The organism is Nonomuraea marmarensis (assembly GCF_043197025.1).
Taxonomy (GTDB): domain Bacteria; phylum Actinomycetota; class Actinomycetes; order Streptosporangiales; family Streptosporangiaceae; genus Nonomuraea; species Nonomuraea marmarensis.
Genome location: NZ_JBICRM010000014.1, coordinates 174,993 through 191,421 on the forward strand (window position 1 = coordinate 174,993; position 16,429 = coordinate 191,421).

The following is a 16,429-nucleotide window of genomic DNA, read 5'->3' on the forward strand; positions in this document are numbered from 1 at the left end:
CGATGAAATCCAGCGTTCCCTCGCTGATGGTGTGTGTGTTCGGCATCACCACCGGCGAGTTCGTCATCGCCGGGATCCTGCCGGACATCGCCGGTGATCTGGCCGTCTCCATTCCGGCGGCGGGACTACTCGTGACCGCGTACGCGATCGGGATGATCGTCGGCGGGCCGGTGCTCACGGCGCTCACCGCCCGCTTCCCGCGCAAGCCGCTCATCCTGGTGCTGCTCGGGATCACGATCCTCGGGAACCTCGCCTCCGCCCTCGCGCCGGTCTATTCGGTGCTTTTCGCGGCGCGGATCGTCACCGCGCTGGTGACCTCCACGTTCTTCGCCAACGCGATCGTCATCGCGGTGTCCACCGCCGCGCCGGGCAAGCAGGCGTCCACCGTCTCCAAGCTCGTCTTCGGGATGAACCTGGCGATGATCCTCGGCGCGCCGATCGGCACCTTCATCGGCAACGACCACGGCTGGCGGTCCACGTTCCTGGCCCTCGCCGCGTGTTGCGCGGCCGGGTTCCTGCTGGTGGCGCGGCTGGTGCCGGACGTGCGCGACGCCACCCCCGCCACGTCCGCGGTGGCCGAGCTGCGCGTGTTCCGCAACCGCGACGTGCAACTCGCCATTGCGGTCACGGCGGTGGCGAACGCGGGGCTGCTCATGGTGTTCACCTTCTTCGCGTCCCTGGTCACCGACGTCACCGGGTTCGCCACCGGCGCGGTCGCCGTACTGCTGCTCGTGTACGGCGTCGGTGCGGCCGCCGGCAACTTCGCCGGCGGCTGGTTGTCCGACCGCGCGCCGATGCGCTCGCAGCTCGGCCTGCTGGCCGTGCTGGCGGCGGCGCTCGTGCTCATGTGGAGCGCCAGCGGCAGCATGACGGTCACCGCGATCATGGTGTTCGTGATCGGGGCGCTGGGCTTCTCGGTCATCCCCGGCATGCAGGCCCGCGTCCTGTCCACCGCCGCCGCCGCGCCGACCCTGGCCATGGCCGTGAACGCCTCCGCCTACCAGCTCGCCGCCGCCTTCGCCGCCTGGCTCGGCGGCCGGGTCATCGACGGCGGGCTCGGGCTGCCCTCCCTCTACCTCGTCGGCGCCGCGGTCACCGTCGCGGGCATCGGCGTGAGCGGGTACGCCTGGCTCCGCGACCGCAGGACCTCGCGGCTGGAAGTGGCCTGATGGGTCAGGCCTGGTCGTTCGCGGGCATCACACAGGGATGTGCGATCCATCGCTGGTGCGGTTCTACCGGGACAACGGTTACGTGCTCGTCAAGGGGCTGCTGAGCGGGGCCGAGGCGTCGGCGTACCGGGAGGAATGTCATGCGGTGCTGGCGCGGTTGCGTCAGTCCGACCCGACCTGGGGGAGTGCCCGCGAGCTCGGCGGCGGCGCGACCGAGTTGCGGCACTGCCACGACGCGCAGTTCTACTCGGCCGCGTTCACGCGGCTCATGGTCGATCCGCGCTTCACCGACGTGGCGGCGGCCCTGATGGGGACCGAGAACGTGCAGCTGCACCACACCAAGATCTTCGTGAAGCCGGCGGAGAAGGGCTCGCCGTTCCCCATGCACCAGGACGCCGCGCACTTCCCGCACACCAGGCACACCCTCGGCGCGGCCATCTTCCACTTCGACGACGCGCCCGAGGAGAAGGGGTGCGTGCGGGTCGTGCCGGGCAGCCACAAGCGCGGGCTGCTGCCGCACATCGAGGAGGGCGGCTGGCATCTGCCGCTGTCGCAGTGGCCGCTGGAGGCCGCCGTTCCCGTGGCGGCGGAGGCGGGGGACGTGCTGTTCCTCACGTATCTCACCGTCCACGGGTCCGGCGTCAACCGGGCGGCCGAGGCGCGTACGACCCTGCTCATCCAGTTCCGCGACCCCGAAGACCGACCGGCCGACGACGTGCACCAGTCCAGGGGGCAGGGGATGATGTTGCGCGGCGTGGATCCGACCATGAGATCGTGATGCTTCCGTTATCAACCCCGCGTATCGCGGCCGGTGCTCCGCCCTCATAGGCCACAGAGGGAAGAACGGAGACGGTGCCATGACCATCGAGTACATCCCCGAATCACAGCGGCAGGGCGGCATCGAGGAGTTCGGGCTGCCCTGGCAGGGCATCACGCTTCCCCGCGAGCTCCTCGACCGGCACGGAGCCAGGATCCTCGATCCCTGGGCCGTGGCCCTGGACCCGGGCGAGCGCCGCCCCGACTCCACGGTCTACCGCTCGCACGTGCTGCTGTTCCCCGGGCAGGCGCTGGTCTCCGACGAGGCGGTGAGCTGGATCGACAGTGCGCTGTCCAGGCTCGGGCTGCGGCTGTCCCGCGAGAGCGTCGAGCGCGCCCGCGGCAGGGACTTCGGGGACGAGACCGTCTGGGTGCCGGGGGTCCTGGAGATCGCGGGCCAGGATGTCGAGGTGGACGCCTGGCGGGCGCTGCGGGTCCTGCGCAGGGCGTTGCGCGACGAGTCCGACGGCTGGCCGTTCAAGGCCCCGCTCGGCACGATCTCGCTGGACCACCTGTTCGTGGGGTCGGCCACCAGCGGCATCGGCTCGCTCGACCTGGGCGGCGAGCCGGCCACGAGCGGGCACGCCGTGGTGGACGAGCCGGGCATGGGCGCCCGTCCCGGATACGGCCGGATCCCCCTGACCGTGGTGGCGGGGCCGCCGCGCCGCAGGTCGCTCGACGATCTCGGCGGGCCCAGGATCACCGTGGTCACGCTGGACACCGGCGTCGCCCGGTACCATCCCTGGTTCAGGCCGGTGACGGAGCCCGACGCGTTCCTGTCCGTCGATCCCGCCGGGCAGCAGCAGATCGAGGACACCCACCCGGCGTACGCGGACAGGGACATCGCCAGGCTCGTCGGCTACGAGGACCTCGGCCAGCCGTCCAACCCGCTCGTCGGCACGCTCAACTCGCACGCCGGGCACGGCCTCATGCTGGCCGGCCTCGTCGCCCAGATCGCGCCCGACGCCCGGGTGCTCATGTACAAGGTCATGCACAGCGACGGCGTGGTCCCCGGCGAGGCCGTGCACGCGGCGCTCGACCGCCTGCTGTCGCGGATGGACGCCGGCGCGGCCGTGGACGTCCTGTGCTGCTCCTTCGGCGGTTTCTCCGAGGCGGGCGACCCGGCCATGCAGGCGCTGTTCAACAAGGTCAACCAGTTGCGGGCGCGCGGCGTCATCGTGGTCAACGCGGCCGGCAACTACGCCACGGCCCGGCCGTTCTACCTGGCCGCGCTGTCCGAGACGGCCGTGCCCGGCCCGCCGCTGGCCCCCATGATCGGCGTCGCCGCCAAGAACCCTGACGGCACGATTGCGATCTTCAGCAACCAGCACCCGGCCGTGCGCTGGCGCGCTCCCGGCGCGATGGTGGTCAGCACCTTCCCGCCGCAGTTCCAGGGCGCCCAGAACGCGCCGCTCAGTACCGGCGAACGCGCCGCGCTGGACGCCGACGCCGTGGGGCCGTTCTGCGGCTGGAGCGGCACCTCGTTCGCCGCGCCGATCGTGGCCGGCGCCATCGCCGCCGAGCTGACCAAGACCATCGGCCAGGTGGGCGTCGACCCCGTCGAAAGGGCCAGGACGGTCATCGACACGATGATCAACGACAAGGTCGTCCGGCCGGAAATCGTCCCCATCTGATGGCCGGCGATCCCGCGGTGGAACACGCGCCCAGCGGCCAGCGCCGCGACCGGCTGGCCGCCCTGCTCGTCGAGGCGAGGCAGGGCACGCGCGGCGCGCTGGACGCGATCGTCGCCGAGCTCACGCCCGTGCTCTGGCACACCGCCAGGAACCAGGGCCTGAGCCCGCAGGCGGCCGAGGACGTGATCCAGACGACCTGGCTGATCCTGCTGCGCCACCTGCACACCATCGCCGCGCCCGGCGCGCTGATCGAATGGCTCGTCACCACGGCCCGCCGCGAGGCGTGGCGGGTCAGCGCCGCCTCCCGCAAGGACGACCTGCCCGGCGACGACACGTTCGAGGAGCTGCCCGCCGGCGTGCTCACCCCCGACGAGCTCCTCGTGGACGACGAGCGCCGCCGCGCCCTCTGGAACGCGGTCGAGAGCCTGCCCAAACGGTGCGGCGAACTGCTCAGGATCGTCGCCTTCGTGCCCCGCCCGCACTACGACGACGTCGCGGCCGCACTGGGCATGCCGATGGGCAGCATCGGCCCAACGCGGGGACGCTGCTTCGCGAAGCTACGCCGCCTGCTCGCGAAGGACCCGGATTGGAGCTCCTGATGAACACGTCAGATGGGCCGCACTTCACCCCCGAGGACCAGCTCCTCATCGAGGAGATCGCCGACGTCTACCGCACCGTCGATCCCGTCCCCGCCACCCTGGTCGAACGCCTCCAGTTCGCCCTGGCCCTCGAATCGCCGGAGTTCGAGATCCTGCGCCCGCACGAGGACACGCTGCTGCCGGTCCGCGGCGGCGAGGACACCCGTACGATCACCTTCGACAGCGAGATCCTCACCATCATGATCAGCGTGAGCGCGCGCGACGAGCACGCCGTACGCGTGGACGGCTGGCTGGCGCCGCCCGGCGACCACCTGGTGGAGCTGCGGACCAGCCGGGGCGCGACCACGGTCAGGGCCGACGACCAGGGCAGATTCGTCCTCGACACGGTCCCGCGGGGCCTGTCGCAGCTCGTGGTGCGGCAGGGACTTGATGATCCGGCGCGGGCGGCGATACTGGCGGTGACGCCCTCACTCATCCTCTAGCCACCGCGAGGCGGGATTGCCGGACACCGGGCAGGTCGCGCCGCTCCGGGAGCGGGTGGAGCGCCTGCACAAGCTCAGCGTCGAGGCGACCGACAACGGCCGCCCGGCACGCGCCGCCCGCCGGCTCCGGCAGGGGCTGGCGCTGCTCGGCTGGGGCGGCACGGCTCCCGGGGTTCCCCTCCCTCGGCACGACGGGCTGCTGGCCCGGTTGCTGACCAGCCTCGCGCACGCCGAGGCCGAGCAGGGCCGCACCGGGCTCGGCATGGAGTTGCTCGACGCGGCCCAGCGCTGCGCGCCACCGGCCGAGCTGGCCATCGTGCACGCCCAGCGCGGCCTGATGCACCTGCGCACCGGATCGAACGCTCTGGCGCTCCAGGAGCTCGACCTGGCCGCTCCCATGCTCGTCGACCACGACCGCGTCGAACTGGCCAGGGTGCTGCTCAACCGGTCGGTCATCCACCTCATGACCGGGCGGGTCCGCCTGGCCAGGGACGACGCCCGCAGGAGCGCGCAGATCGCGCACGCCCACGGGCACGAGGTGATCGCGGCCAAGGCCCTGCACAACGACGGCTACTGCGACCTGCTGCTCGGGGACGTGCCGGCGGCGCTGGCCGGGTTCGCGCGGGTCGAGCCGCTCTACCGGGACGTCAGCCCGGGCTTCCTGCCGGTGCTCGCGCTCGACCGGGCCAGGGCGCTGCTGGCCGTGGGGCTGACCGACGAGGCCGGGCGCACCCTGGACCAGGCCATCGACGGCTTCCGCAGGCAACGGCTGATGCAGGACTACGCGGAGGCCGAGCTGGCCCGCGCGCAGTGCGCTCTCGACGCGGGCCGGGTCGCCGAGGCGCGTGCCTGGGCCAGGCGCGCGGAGACCCACTTCTGGCGCAGGGACAGCACGGCCTGGGCGCTGCGGGCCGCGCTCATGCGCCTGCGCGGCGAGTCCGCGCGGGCGGCCAGGCCGGGCTCCGTGGCCAGGCGGGCGGCCGAGCTGTCCGGCCGGTTCGCCGAGCTGCACATGCCGGGCGAGGCCGAGATGGCCAGGCTGGTCTCGATCAGGGCCCTCGTCGCCGCCGGCCGCCTGCCCGAGGCGGTCGCCGCCGCCGCGAACCCCGCCTCCCGCGGCGCGCCGCTCGACGTGCGGCTGATGCGCCACCTCGCGGCGGCCGAGCTGGCGGGCGCCCACGGGCAACGCGGCCCCGCCCTGCGCAGGGTGCGGTCGGGACTGGCGCTCATCCACTCCCACCGCGGCACGCTGGGCAGCCTCGACATGCTGACCGGCGTCACGGCCCTCGGCGCCGACCTGGCCGCCTGCGGCCTGGCCACCGCTCTGGCGGGCGGCTCGGCGCGGCACGTGTTCGCCTGGTCGGAACGGTGCCGCGCGCAGGCCTTCCGCTACCGGCCGCCGCACGCCCCCGAGGACGAGCGGACCGCCGAGGCGCTGGCCGAGCTACGCCAGCTCGCCCAGCGGATGCACGCCGACGAGGCGGCCGGGCAGCGCCGGCCGGAGCTGCGCAGACGGTGCCTCGAACTCGAGCAGCTGATCAGGGAACGCGGCTGGCAGCTCCCCGGCGTCGGCGCCGGCCTCGCCCTCGCCTCCACCAGCGCTGTCGAGGCGGCGCTCGCGGCCGACGACTACGCCATGGTCAGCCTGCTCAACGTCGACGGCACGCTGCTCGCCCTGACGCTCGGGCGCGGGCGGTGCCGCCTGTACGAGCTCAGCGCGTACGAACCGGTCGCCGAGGCCGCGCGGCGGCTGGCAGGAGACCTCAACGCGCAGGCCGGGCGCATCCTGCGGCCGGCGATGAAGGCGGTGATCGAGGCGTCCGTCCGGCGGCAGCTCGGGATCATCGCCGACGCGGTGATCGCACCCCTGACACAGGCGCTGTCCGGGGTGCGGGGGATCGTGCTCGTCCCGACCATGGCCCTGTCCGCGGTGCCCTGGGGCCTGCTGCCCGAGCTGCGCGGCAGGCCGCTGGTGGTGGTGCCGTCCGCGCTGGTCTGGTTGTCGGCGCGGCGCGCGCGGTCGCCGTACGAACCCGATGGGGGATCGTCGGTACTGGTCGCCGGGCCCGATCTGGACCACGCGGAGACGGAGATCGAGCGGCTCGGGGCCGTGCACCCCAAGGCGAAGCGGCTCAGGGGCGGGCTGGCCACCGTGTCGGCCACGCTCGAAGCGCTCGACGGCGCGTCCTTCGCCCACTTCGCCGCGCACGGGCACCACGAGCGCGAGAACGTGCTCTTCTCCCGCCTGGACCTGGCCGACGGCCCGCTCATGGCCTACGACCTGGAGCGGCTCGGCCAGGCGCCGGGCCACGTCGTCCTGTCCGCGTGCGACGTGGGGCAGGCGGTGGTCAGGGCCGGCGACGAGCTGCTGGGGTTCACTGCGGCGCTGCTCTATCTCGGTACGTCCACCGTCATCTCCAGCCTCACCAGGGTGCCCGACCAGGTCGCCGAGCAGATCATGATGGCGTACCACAGGGACGTCGCCCGCGGCGCGAGTCCGGCCGACGCGCTGGCGTCGGCGTCGGCGGACGAGCCCGCCGCCACGTTCGTCTGCTTCGGCGCCGGCTGACCGTGGAAGCGGGCCTGCAGGCGCTCAGCTTTCCTGTCGGTGTGCGTCGATAGGGTCGGGCGGAATCGACCGAGCGGGGCCCGTTAAAAGGACCTGAGTCGACCTCGATGCGGTGTCCGTCGAGTTGATAGTTGCGATTCTCTCGACGCGAGTTTCGACACGTCCGCACCGGTAATGACGCAGCGCTCTGGGTCGATATATACGCATGTCATGAGCTTTTTTCGGCGCGGCCCACCGATGGATGCCCGAACCCACAGCCCGATGCACGCCGACCGGGTATCCCGAACGTTCCGAAACTATTGACGACATGTGTTCGTAACATCTACCGTTACAACGATCGAATGGCGATCGGAGGGGGCAGATGAGAGCCGCGCTGCTGGAAAGCTTCGGAACACCCCTCGTCGTTCGCGACCTGCTGCTCGACGCACCGCACGCGGGAGAGGTCCTGGTCAGGGTCGAGGCGGCGGGGGTGTGCCACAGCGACCAGCACTACCTGACCGGCGACCTGCGCTGCCCGCTGCCGGTCGTGCCGGGGCACGAGGGCGCCGGCGTGATCGAGGAGGTGGGCCCGGGCGTCACCGGGTTCGCCGTCGGGGACCGGGTGTGCCTGATGTGGCGGCCCCGGTGTGGTCAGTGCCCGTACTGCCTGGCCGGTCGGCCGGCGCTGTGTGAGGCGGCGGGCATCCAGGCGGCCTCGGGTGGGCTGCTCGACGGGACCACGCGCCTGCGCGCCGGCGGCGCGCGGGTCCATCATCTGCTGGGCGTGTCCTGTTTCGCCGAATACTGCATCGTGTCCGAGCGCGCCGTGGTGCCGGTGCCGCCGGGGGTGCCGCCCGAGATCGCCGCGATCGCCGGTTGCGCCGTCATCACCGGCGTCGGGGCCGTGCTCAACGTCGTGGGGGAGTGCGCCGGCGACGGTGTCGTGATCTTCGGGGCGGGCGGTGTCGGGTTGTCGAGTGTGCTCGGCGCCGCGCTCGCCGGCGCGAATCCGATCATCGTGGTCGACGTCGTCGCCGAGCGCCTGGCCATGGCGGCGCGGCTTGGCGCCACGCACACCGTGGACGCCTCCAGCGAGGATGTCGCCGCCGCCGTCCGGGGCATCCGCCCGCGCGGCGTCGAGTGGGCGATCGAGGCGATCGGCCGTCCGGCCACGCTGGAGACGGCGATCGACGTGCTCCGCCCTGGCGGCACGCTGGTGGCGATCGGCCTCGGCGCGGTCGGCACGACGTTCTCCGTGCCGCTGAACCTGCTGGTACAGCGGGAGAAGCGGGTGGTGGGCAGCCTGTACGGCTCCGCCAATCCGCTCATCGACCTGCCCCGGCTGTTCGAGCTGTACCTGGCCGGCCGCCTGCCGCTGGACGCGCTCATCGGCCAGAGGTATCCGCTGGACCGCATCAACGCGGCCTTCGCCGACCTGACCGGCGGCTCGGTCGGCCGTGGCGTGGTGCTGCCCTGGGAGTCGCCATGACCATCGCACCACAAGCCGAGGCCCGCTACGCCGTCTATCCCAGCCTGCGCGACCGCGTCGCCTTCGTCAGCGGTGGCTCGACCGGGCTGGGAGCGGAGTTCGTCGCCTCGCTCGCGGCGCAGGGCGTCCGGGTCGGCTTCGCCGACATCGACGCCGCCGGGGCGGAGCGGCTGCTCGAACGGACCGGCGCCGCGGGCTGCCCGAAACCGCTGTTCGTCCCCGCCGACGTCCGCGACGTCCAGCAGCTGGAGGCGGCGGTCGCGGCGGTGGCGGCCGAACTCGGGCCGATCTCGATCCTCGTCAACAACGCCGCCAACGACGAACGCCACGACACCGCGGCGGTCGACGAGGCGTTCTGGGACAACGGGATCGCGGTCAACCTGCGGCACCACTTCTTCGCGATCCGGGCGGTCACGGCGGGCATGCGAGAGCTCGGCGGCGGATCGATCATCAACCTCGGATCGATCAGCGCGCACGCGGACTTCGTCGGCCTGCCGGTGTACATCGCGGCCAAGGCCGCCATCGAGGGCATGACCCGTACTCTGGCGCGGGAGCTGGGCCCGGACCGGATCCGGGTCAACTGCATCATCCCCGGCTGGGTCCTCACCGAGAAGCAGCTCTCGACGTGGGCCACGCCCGAGACGCTGGCGAAGGTCAGGCAGTCCCAATCGCTGCACGACCACGTCATGCCGGCCGACGTCGCGCGCATGGTCCTGTGGCTGGCGGCCGACGACAGCGCGATGTGCACCGGCCAGAACTGGATCGTCGACGGCGGCTGGATGTGAAGGCAGGCCTGAGACCAGGAGGGAGACGAAGCGTGGCGCGTACAACGTTCAATTCGGCTGCCTCGCGGCCCCTACGATGGTGGCTCCGACAGTGAAGCCCGGTTTCCGCAATGGAGCATGTCTTGGTGTCTGACTCAGTCGAACGGCGGGTCACCGTCGCCGATATCGCCGCCGAGGCCGGCGTTTCGCGCGCGACCGTGTCGAAGGTGCTCAACGGTCGTGCCGACGTGGCACCGGCCACTCGGGCCCAGATCGAAACCATGCTGGTCGAGCGCGGTTACGTCCCCACCAAACGCACGAAGAGGGCGGTGACCGCCCAGCGCCGTGGCGGCCTGATCGAGCTGCTCTTCAACGACGCGAGCACGCCCTGGGCCGCCGAAATGATCCGCGGTGGGGAGGCGGCGGCCCGGGCCGCGCGCGTCGGCATCGTCGTCTCGGTGCTGGAGAGCGGGCCCAGACGGGCCCAGCAATGGCTGGAGGACGTCGCGGATCGCGGCTCGCGCGGCATCGTCCTCGCGCTGTCGGAGTTGTCGCCGGCCGACCACAAGCGGATCGCGAAGCTCGGCGTGCCGGTGATCCTCGTCGATCCCGTCGGCGACTTCCATTCCGACGACCACCCGTCGATCGGCGCGGGCAACTGGGGCGGCGGGATGGCCGCCACCCAGCACCTGATCGATCTCGGCCACCGGCGCATCGCGGCGATCACCGGCCCGATGCGCTTCCTGTGCAGCCAGGCCCGGCTGGCCGGCTACCGGGCCGCGCTCGAACGGGCGGGCATCCCCGCCGACGCCCAGCTCGTCGAACACGGCGACTTCCACTACTCCTCCGGCCTCACGTCCACGCTGACCCTGCTCGACCAACCCGACCCGCCCACGGCGATCTTCGCGGCCAACGACGAGCAGGCGACCGGCGTCTACGCCGCGATCCAGCAGCGGGGCCTGTCCGTACCACGTGACATGAGCGTCGTGGGCTTCGACGACGTGCCGGTGGCACAGTGGATCTCGCCGCCCCTGACGACGGTGCGGCAGCCGATCGCGGAGCTGGGCGCGCTGGCCATCCGGACGCTGCTCGCCCACGAGGAGGGCACCGAGTTGCCGCAGGGCCGCGTCGAGCTGTCCACGAAGCTGGTGGTCCGCGGCAGCACCGCCCCGCCGGCCCGCTGACTCAGGCGCGCGGGCCGACCGGCTCGTCCCGCTCGCGGGCGAAGTGACAGGCGGCCCGGTGCACGTGTCCGGCCGCGGCGGCCGGGTTCAGCGTCCGGCAGATCTCCCGCTCCGGGTTCGCGGCCGGCCCGACCGGGCAGCGCAGGCGGTAGGCGCACCCTCCCGAGGAGGCCGGATCGCCGACCGTGGAGGCCTCCACGGCGGAGTCCGACAGCAGCCTGCGCTCCCCTGTCTCGGGCACGGCGGCCAGCAGCGACCGCGTGTACGGATGCTCCGGATGCCCGATCACCTCGTCTGCGCCCCCGTACTCGACGATGCGGCCGTTGAACATCACCGCGAGGTCGTCGCACATGTACTGCACGACGGCGAGGTTGTGACTGATGAAGACCATGGTCAGCCCCAGCTCGGCCCGGAGCCGGCGCAGCAGGTTGAGCACGACCGCCTGCACCGACACGTCGAGGGAGGCGGTCACCTCGTCGGCGATCAGCACGTCCGGGCGGGCCGCGAGCGCCCGGGCGATCGCCACCCGCTGCCGCTGACCGCCGGACAGGCTCCCCGGACGGGATCCGGCGATGGCGGGGTCCAGGGAGACCAGTTCGAGCAGCTCGGCCACACGTGCGGAGGCGTCCCGACGGCGGAGTCCCGCAAGGCCCTCCATCACGCACTGCTCCACGGTGAAGCGGGGGTCCAGCGAGCTGCGGGAGTCCTGGAAGACCAGCTGCACTCTGCGGCGGGCCCGGCGGGACGACAGGTCGGCGCCGTCGATCAGCATGGTTCCCGCCGACGGCGTCAGTCCCACGAGGGCGCGGGCCACCGTGCTCTTGCCGGAGCCCGACTCGCCGACGAGGCCGAGCACGGACCCGTCGGCGACCTCGAAGGAGACGCCGCGCACGGCCGTGACCGCGCCATAGCGGACCGTGAGGTCCTCGACCGACAGGGCGGCCATCAGATCGTCACTCCTTCGGGGGGCAGCGCGTCCCCGGGTTCGGTCAGGGGATGCCAGCAGGCGGCGCGATGTCCGTCGGCCAGCACCCGCAGGGGCGGGCGGCTCGACAGGCAGGTGGAGTCGGCGCGCGGGCAGCGCGCCGCGAAGTAGCAGCCGGGCAGGTCGGCGTCCGGGCCCGGCATACGGCCGTCGATGGCCACCAGCGGCACGCTCTTGTCCATCCCCATGCGCGGGCCGGCCGCGAGCAGGACCGAGGTGTACGGATGAGCGGGCGAGGCGAGCAGGTCGCCGGTCTTCGCCTCTTCCACGATGAAGCCCGCGTACATCACGATGATCCGGTCGCAGAGCTCGGACACGACGGCGATGTCGTGCGAGATGAACAGCAGGCCGGCCTGCGTCTGCTCGCCGACCCGGTTGATCAGGCGGAGGATCTGCCGTTGCACGGTCACGTCCAGCGCGGTGGTCGGCTCGTCCGCGATGAGCAGCCGGGCCTCGCCCATCAGGCCGATGGCGATGCCGACCCGCTGCTTCATGCCGCCGGACAGCTCGTGCTGGTGCTGCTCGTAGCGGCGGGCCGGGTCCGTGAGGGCCACCGCCCCCAGGGCGTCCAGCGCCTTGCGCCTGGCGTCCTTCTTCGTCTCGCGCAGGTGGATGACGGCCGGCTCGATGAGGTGCGTGCCTATCTTGATGGCGGGGTTCAGCGCCTCGCCGGGGTCCTGGAAGACCATGGCCATGTTGCGGCCGAGGACGTGCTGCGTGGATCTGTCCGGGGCGAGCAGGTCGGCGTCCATGAAGCGCAGTGCCTCCGCCTGCACGTGGCCGGGTTCCTCGACGAGCTGGGCGATGGCCGCCGCGGTCATGCTCTTGCCCGACCCGGATTCGCCGACGATCCCCACCCTTTCGTTAGCGGCGAGCGCGAAGGAGACGTCGCGGACGGGCGTGGTGACGCGGCCGTCGGCCGAGGTGTAGACGACGCGGAGGTGGCGCACGTCCACGAGGGAGTCGCCCGTCGTGTCCGGCGACGGCTCCGCCGGGCGCCGCTCGACGCGGCGGGCGGCGGGCGCGGAACGGCGGCCGCCGATGAGGTCCGACAGCCGCTCGCCGGCCAGGTTGAACGTGAGGCCGGCCAGCACGATCGCGATGGACGGCGCGATGGCCACGCCCGGGGTCACGTAGATGCGGGTGAGCCCGTCGTTGAGCAGCCGCCCCCAGTCGTAGACGGGCGGCTGCACGCCCAGCCCGAGGAAGCTGAGGCCGGACAGCGCCAGGACCGCCGTCCCGATGTGGATGGTCGAGTACAGGACGATGGGTTCGGCGATGTTGGGCAGGATGTGGCGGAACGTCCGGTAGAGCGGGCCCTTGCCCAGCACGCGGGACGCCTCGACGTACTCCTTGGACACCACGGACGCCGTGAGCGTCTGCGTGATGCGCGCGAACCCCGGCGCGAACGAGGCGCCCACCGCGAGCACGCTGCCGACCGAGCCGATCCCGAACAGCACGGCGAAGAAGATCGCCAGCAGCAGCGCAGGGAACGCGATGAGCACGTTGATCACCGCGCCGAGCGCGCGGCTCATCCGGCGGGACATCGCGGACAGCAGTCCGAGCCCGATGCCGGCGCAGCCGCCCACGATCGTGGCGAGCACGGCGAGCACCAGCGAGTTGCGCGTCGCCACGAGCGTCCTGGCCAGGATGTCGCGCCCGAGGTCGTCGGTGCCCATCCAGTGCGCGCCGCTGATCGCCTGGTTGGCCTCGGCCACGTTGCTCGCGGACGCGTCGTCCCCCCAGATCGAGGGGGCCGCGACCGACAGAAAGACGAAGAGCAGCACCAGGACCAGGGGAACGCCGCCGGACACCGCGAGGCGGAGGCGACTGCGCATCGGAGCGGTCATGTCAGAGCTCCCCCAGACGAGATCGCGGATCGAGCACGCCGAGCACGCCGTCGACGACCATGTTGAGGATCAGTACGGCGGTGCCGAGGACCAGCAGGATGCCCTGGATCAGCGGATAGTCCTTCTGGATGACCGCCTGCGAGATCACCGTGCCGACCCCGGGCCAGCCGAAGACGTTCTCCACCAGCACGGTTCCGGCGATCAGGCCGGCCAGGATCATGGTGCCGTAGGTCAGGGAGGCGGTCATCATGTTGGGCAGCACGTATCGCCAGTAGCGCAGGGCCGTCGGCAGCCGGCGCGCTCTGGCGGCTCTGACGTACTCCGCGTCGAGCACCTTGAGCGCCTCCACCCTGACGATCCGGGACAACGAGGCCGCGGGGCCCAGGACGAGTGCCACGACGGGGAGCACGTACGAGCTGAGCTGGTCGTTGCCCGCCGCCGGAAACGCCTTGATCGTCACCACGAACGCGAGGCTGAGCACGGTGGCCAGCACGTAGTCGGGGATCGAGTTGAGCAGGCCGGTCACGTTCACGAACCAGACGCGGGTGTGCCGGCCGCGCCCGCCCCTGGTGCGCACCGCCGTGAGCAGCCCGACCGGCATGGCGATCAGGACGACCAGCAGGAACGCCGGTACGGCCAGCCGCAGCGTGTTCGGGAACCGGGTGGTCAGCAGGTCCGACACCGGAGCCTCGGTCACGATGGACCGCCCGAAGTCGCCGGTGACGACGCCCAGGACGTAGCGCCAGAACTGCTCGGGCAACGGGAGGTCGAGGCCCAGGTCGTGGCGGCGCAGGGCGACCATCTGCGGCGTGGCCTGGTCGCCCAGCGCGGTCTGCACCGGATCGCCCGGGATGAGATGGACCATGATGAAGGTCGCCGCCACCAGGACCAGCAGCGACAACACGAGCCTGACCAGCCGCCGGCCGGCGAACACCGCCCAGCGGCCCGCCCGGATCCGCCGCGGCGCTCCGCCGTCCGGTGGCGGTACCCGGCGGCCCATGCCGGTCACTGGTACAGCCGCAGGCTCGTCGGCACCGCGAACAGGCCGACGGTCTGCAGCGAGGCCTTCGACGTGTAGAACGGCCGGTCGCCGACGGAGATCGGCAACACGTCGGCCCGCTTCAGCAGCGCCTGGTGCGCCTGCTTCCACAGGTCGCATCCCGCCGCCCCGGAGGCGGCCAGCGCCTTGGCCGACAGGGTGTCGAAGTCCTCGTTGACGATGCTGCCGGTGTTGCGGCCGCCCTTGTCCGGGGTCACGCCACCCCAGTACGCGGTCATCATGAACGGGAACTCGAGGTTGATCCCGCTGTAGTAGGCGTCGAAGTCCTGCGTGGTGTAGAGCGCTTCGAGGAACGCCGCCTGCGTGAGGCCCTTGAGGTTCGTCCCGATGCCGACGGCCTTGAGCTGCTGGCCGATCAGCTCGACCGCGGACACCGTCTGCGGGGCGCCGACCTGGTAGATCAGGTTGGCGGTCAGCTTCTTGCCGTCCTTCACGCGGAGGCCGTCGCCGCCCTTGGCGTATCCGGCCGTGTCGAGGATCCGGTTCGCCGAGGCCGGGTCGTACGCGGGAAGCGCGCCGGTCGTCTCGTCGCCCGGGCAGGAGACGGGGTTCTCCACCATCATGTTGTCGGCGACCTTGCCCAGGCCGCTGGTGCCGACCTTGGTGATCTGCGAGCGGTCGAGCGCCGCCGCCATCGCCAGCCGTACCTGGGGGTCGGCGAACACGCGGCCCTCGGCCTCGTTCAGGTTCATCTCGCCGACCATCACCGGGACGTCGAACCGCTTGAGCGTGGTGGTGGCGTCGAGCCGGGCGCGGTCGGGGCCGGTGATCTGGGCGGCGTTGACCTGGCCGGACAGCAGCTGGTTGGCGGACGTGGACTCGTTCTGGACGAAGGCGATCTTCACCTTCTTCGGGCTGCCCGCGGCCGAGTTCGTGGCCCCCTTCGGTCCCCACGCGTAGCCGGGTCGCGCCTCGAGCGTGTAGTGGTCGCCGGGAACGTAGCTCGTGACCTTGTAGGGGCCCGTGCCGTTGGAGGCGTGCTCGATGGAGCCGGGATCCTTCAGCCCCGCGGGGCAGACGATGGGCAGCGAGCCGGCGCCCTCCAGCAGGAGCCCGAACGGCGTCTTCGTCTTGATGGTCACGGTGCCGGCGGCGTCGTCCGCGCTCGCCGTGTACCCCAGGGGGATGGTGAGGCTGACCCAGGGCGAGGGTGTCTTGGGGTCCTTGATGTAGTCGAAGTCCGCGGCGACGTCGCTGGGGGTCAGCGTGGTGCCGTCCGCGCAGGTGACGCCCTTGCGCAGGGTGTAGGTGACCTCGTCGGGCGACACCTTCCAGCTCGTGGCGAGCTGCGGGGCGATGCTGCCGTCGGGCATCCGCCCGACGAGCGTGTCGTAACTGAAGGCGAAGATCTGCCGGTTGGTGCCGCCCGTGGTCTTGTACGGGTTGATCGTCCCCGGGTCGGTGCCGAGGTTCATGGTGAACGTCCCCCCGGACAGGGGAGCGCCGGCGGCCGAGCCCGCGCCCGAGCCGCCGCCCCCGCATCCGCCGAGCAGGACCGAAACCGCCGCGACCGCCAGAGCGACCGGATATTTGCGCTTCATATCGACCCATCTTCTGGAGGGGATCGAGGACCTCGACTGAAGTTTCGATGCAGTCGGATATAGTTTCGACTGTGTTCGAGCCAAGTTACGGCGGCGAAAATACGACGTCAAGACCCCGGCTCCGCTGCGGCCGCCCGAATGACGATCCCGGCGGCCTTCCCGTACCGGCATTGACCTGCGCCGGAACGGGAGAAGAAGCACGGCGACCTGGTCGAATGGTCCGCGGGTATCGCGCTCGGGGTTCGATGGGGTTACGATGACGTGCAGCCACAGTATCGAAACTTTTCCGAAACTAATCCTGGGCAACG

Annotated in this window: 13 protein-coding genes; 9 read left to right on the forward strand and 4 right to left on the reverse strand. The window is 71.7% G+C overall.

Translation table 11 applies throughout. The annotated features are described in order from the left end of the window. Positions 1–2 precede the first annotated feature (2 nt). The 9 genes from ACFLIM_RS24015 to ACFLIM_RS24055 all read left to right on the forward strand — a co-directional run bounded on the left by ACFLIM_RS24015 (position 3) and on the right by ACFLIM_RS24055 (position 10,685). The gene (locus tag ACFLIM_RS24015; protein WP_393168966.1) at positions 3–1,169 is read left to right on the forward strand and encodes an MFS transporter; all 1,167 of its coding nucleotides are present in this window, start codon (positions 3–5) and stop codon (positions 1,167–1,169) included. A 37-nt stretch (positions 1,170–1,206) separates the two neighbouring features. Further along, the gene (locus tag ACFLIM_RS24020; protein ID WP_393168968.1) at positions 1,207–1,947 is read left to right on the forward strand and encodes a phytanoyl-CoA dioxygenase family protein; all 741 of its coding nucleotides are present in this window, start codon (positions 1,207–1,209) and stop codon (positions 1,945–1,947) included. Between the two features lie 79 nt (positions 1,948–2,026). Further along, positions 2,027–3,619: a S8 family peptidase gene (locus ACFLIM_RS24025; protein ID WP_393168969.1), complete on the forward strand. Its 1,593-nt coding sequence runs from the start codon at positions 2,027–2,029 to the stop codon at positions 3,617–3,619. Next, positions 3,619–4,218 carry an RNA polymerase sigma factor gene (locus ACFLIM_RS24030; RefSeq protein ID WP_393168971.1) on the forward strand — a complete coding sequence of 200 codons (600 nt, stop codon included), beginning with the start codon at positions 3,619–3,621 and terminating at the stop codon, positions 4,216–4,218. The genes ACFLIM_RS24025 and ACFLIM_RS24030 overlap by 1 nt, the downstream gene beginning before the upstream one ends. Next, positions 4,218–4,700 carry a hypothetical protein gene (locus ACFLIM_RS24035; RefSeq protein ID WP_393168973.1) on the forward strand — a complete coding sequence of 161 codons (483 nt, stop codon included), beginning with the start codon at positions 4,218–4,220 and terminating at the stop codon, positions 4,698–4,700. The genes ACFLIM_RS24030 and ACFLIM_RS24035 overlap by 1 nt, the downstream gene beginning before the upstream one ends. 16 nt (positions 4,701–4,716) lie before the next feature. After that, a complete protein-coding gene (locus tag ACFLIM_RS24040) occupies positions 4,717–7,269 on the forward strand; it encodes a CHAT domain-containing protein (RefSeq protein WP_393168975.1) in 2,553 nt (850 codons plus the stop codon). Between the two features lie 361 nt (positions 7,270–7,630). Then, the gene (locus ACFLIM_RS24045) at positions 7,631–8,737 is read left to right on the forward strand and encodes an alcohol dehydrogenase catalytic domain-containing protein (protein WP_393168977.1); all 1,107 of its coding nucleotides are present in this window, start codon (positions 7,631–7,633) and stop codon (positions 8,735–8,737) included. After that, on the forward strand, positions 8,734–9,522 hold the full coding sequence (locus ACFLIM_RS24050) for an SDR family NAD(P)-dependent oxidoreductase (protein ID WP_393168978.1): 789 nt from the start codon (positions 8,734–8,736) through the stop codon (positions 9,520–9,522). Before ACFLIM_RS24045 ends, ACFLIM_RS24050 begins: the two co-directional genes overlap by 4 nt. A 125-nt stretch (positions 9,523–9,647) precedes the next feature. After that, complete coding sequence (locus tag ACFLIM_RS24055; protein ID WP_393168980.1) at positions 9,648–10,685, forward strand: LacI family DNA-binding transcriptional regulator; 1,038 nt, start codon at positions 9,648–9,650, stop codon at positions 10,683–10,685. 1 nt (position 10,686) lies between these two features. Here ACFLIM_RS24055 and ACFLIM_RS24060 read toward each other — a convergent pair whose 3' ends face one another. From ACFLIM_RS24060 to ACFLIM_RS24075, 4 genes are read right to left on the reverse strand one after another with little or no spacing between them, the layout of a single operon-like run. Next, positions 10,687–11,631, reverse strand: coding sequence for an ABC transporter ATP-binding protein (locus ACFLIM_RS24060; RefSeq protein WP_393168982.1), 945 nt, complete (start codon positions 11,629–11,631; stop codon positions 10,687–10,689). After that, positions 11,631–13,520, reverse strand: a complete 1,890-nt coding sequence (locus ACFLIM_RS24065) for a dipeptide/oligopeptide/nickel ABC transporter permease/ATP-binding protein (RefSeq protein WP_393168983.1) — start codon at positions 13,518–13,520, stop codon at positions 11,631–11,633. The genes ACFLIM_RS24060 and ACFLIM_RS24065 overlap by 1 nt, the downstream gene beginning before the upstream one ends. Before the next feature lies 1 nt (position 13,521). Then, positions 13,522–14,520 (reverse strand): ABC transporter permease, encoded by a 999-nt coding sequence (locus ACFLIM_RS24070; RefSeq protein ID WP_393168984.1) that lies wholly within the window; start codon positions 14,518–14,520, stop codon positions 13,522–13,524. A gap of 5 nt (positions 14,521–14,525) precedes the next feature. After that, positions 14,526–16,121, reverse strand: a complete 1,596-nt coding sequence (locus tag ACFLIM_RS24075) for an ABC transporter substrate-binding protein (RefSeq protein WP_393168986.1) — start codon at positions 16,119–16,121, stop codon at positions 14,526–14,528. Positions 16,122–16,429 lie beyond the last annotated feature (308 nt).

Excerpts from the sequence above, each read along its gene's own strand:
- ACFLIM_RS24015 (WP_393168966.1), top strand. The coding sequence starts at position 3 with ATGAAATCCAGCGTTCCCTCGCTGATGGTGTGTGTGTTCGGCATCACC.
- ACFLIM_RS24020 (WP_393168968.1), top strand. The coding sequence starts at position 1,207 with ATGTGCGATCCATCGCTGGTGCGGTTCTACCGGGACAACGGTTACGTG.
- ACFLIM_RS24025 (WP_393168969.1), top strand. The coding sequence starts at position 2,027 with ATGACCATCGAGTACATCCCCGAATCACAGCGGCAGGGCGGCATCGAG.
- ACFLIM_RS24030 (WP_393168971.1), top strand. The coding sequence starts at position 3,619 with ATGGCCGGCGATCCCGCGGTGGAACACGCGCCCAGCGGCCAGCGCCGC.
- ACFLIM_RS24035 (WP_393168973.1), top strand. The coding sequence starts at position 4,218 with ATGAACACGTCAGATGGGCCGCACTTCACCCCCGAGGACCAGCTCCTC.
- ACFLIM_RS24045 (WP_393168977.1), top strand. The coding sequence starts at position 7,631 with ATGAGAGCCGCGCTGCTGGAAAGCTTCGGAACACCCCTCGTCGTTCGC.
- ACFLIM_RS24050 (WP_393168978.1), top strand. The coding sequence starts at position 8,734 with ATGACCATCGCACCACAAGCCGAGGCCCGCTACGCCGTCTATCCCAGC.
- ACFLIM_RS24060 (WP_393168982.1), bottom strand. The coding sequence starts at position 11,631 with ATGGCCGCCCTGTCGGTCGAGGACCTCACGGTCCGCTATGGCGCGGTC.
- ACFLIM_RS24065 (WP_393168983.1), bottom strand. The coding sequence starts at position 13,520 with ATGACCGCTCCGATGCGCAGTCGCCTCCGCCTCGCGGTGTCCGGCGGC.
- ACFLIM_RS24070 (WP_393168984.1), bottom strand. The coding sequence starts at position 14,520 with ATGGGCCGCCGGGTACCGCCACCGGACGGCGGAGCGCCGCGGCGGATC.
- ACFLIM_RS24075 (WP_393168986.1), bottom strand. The coding sequence starts at position 16,121 with ATGAAGCGCAAATATCCGGTCGCTCTGGCGGTCGCGGCGGTTTCGGTC.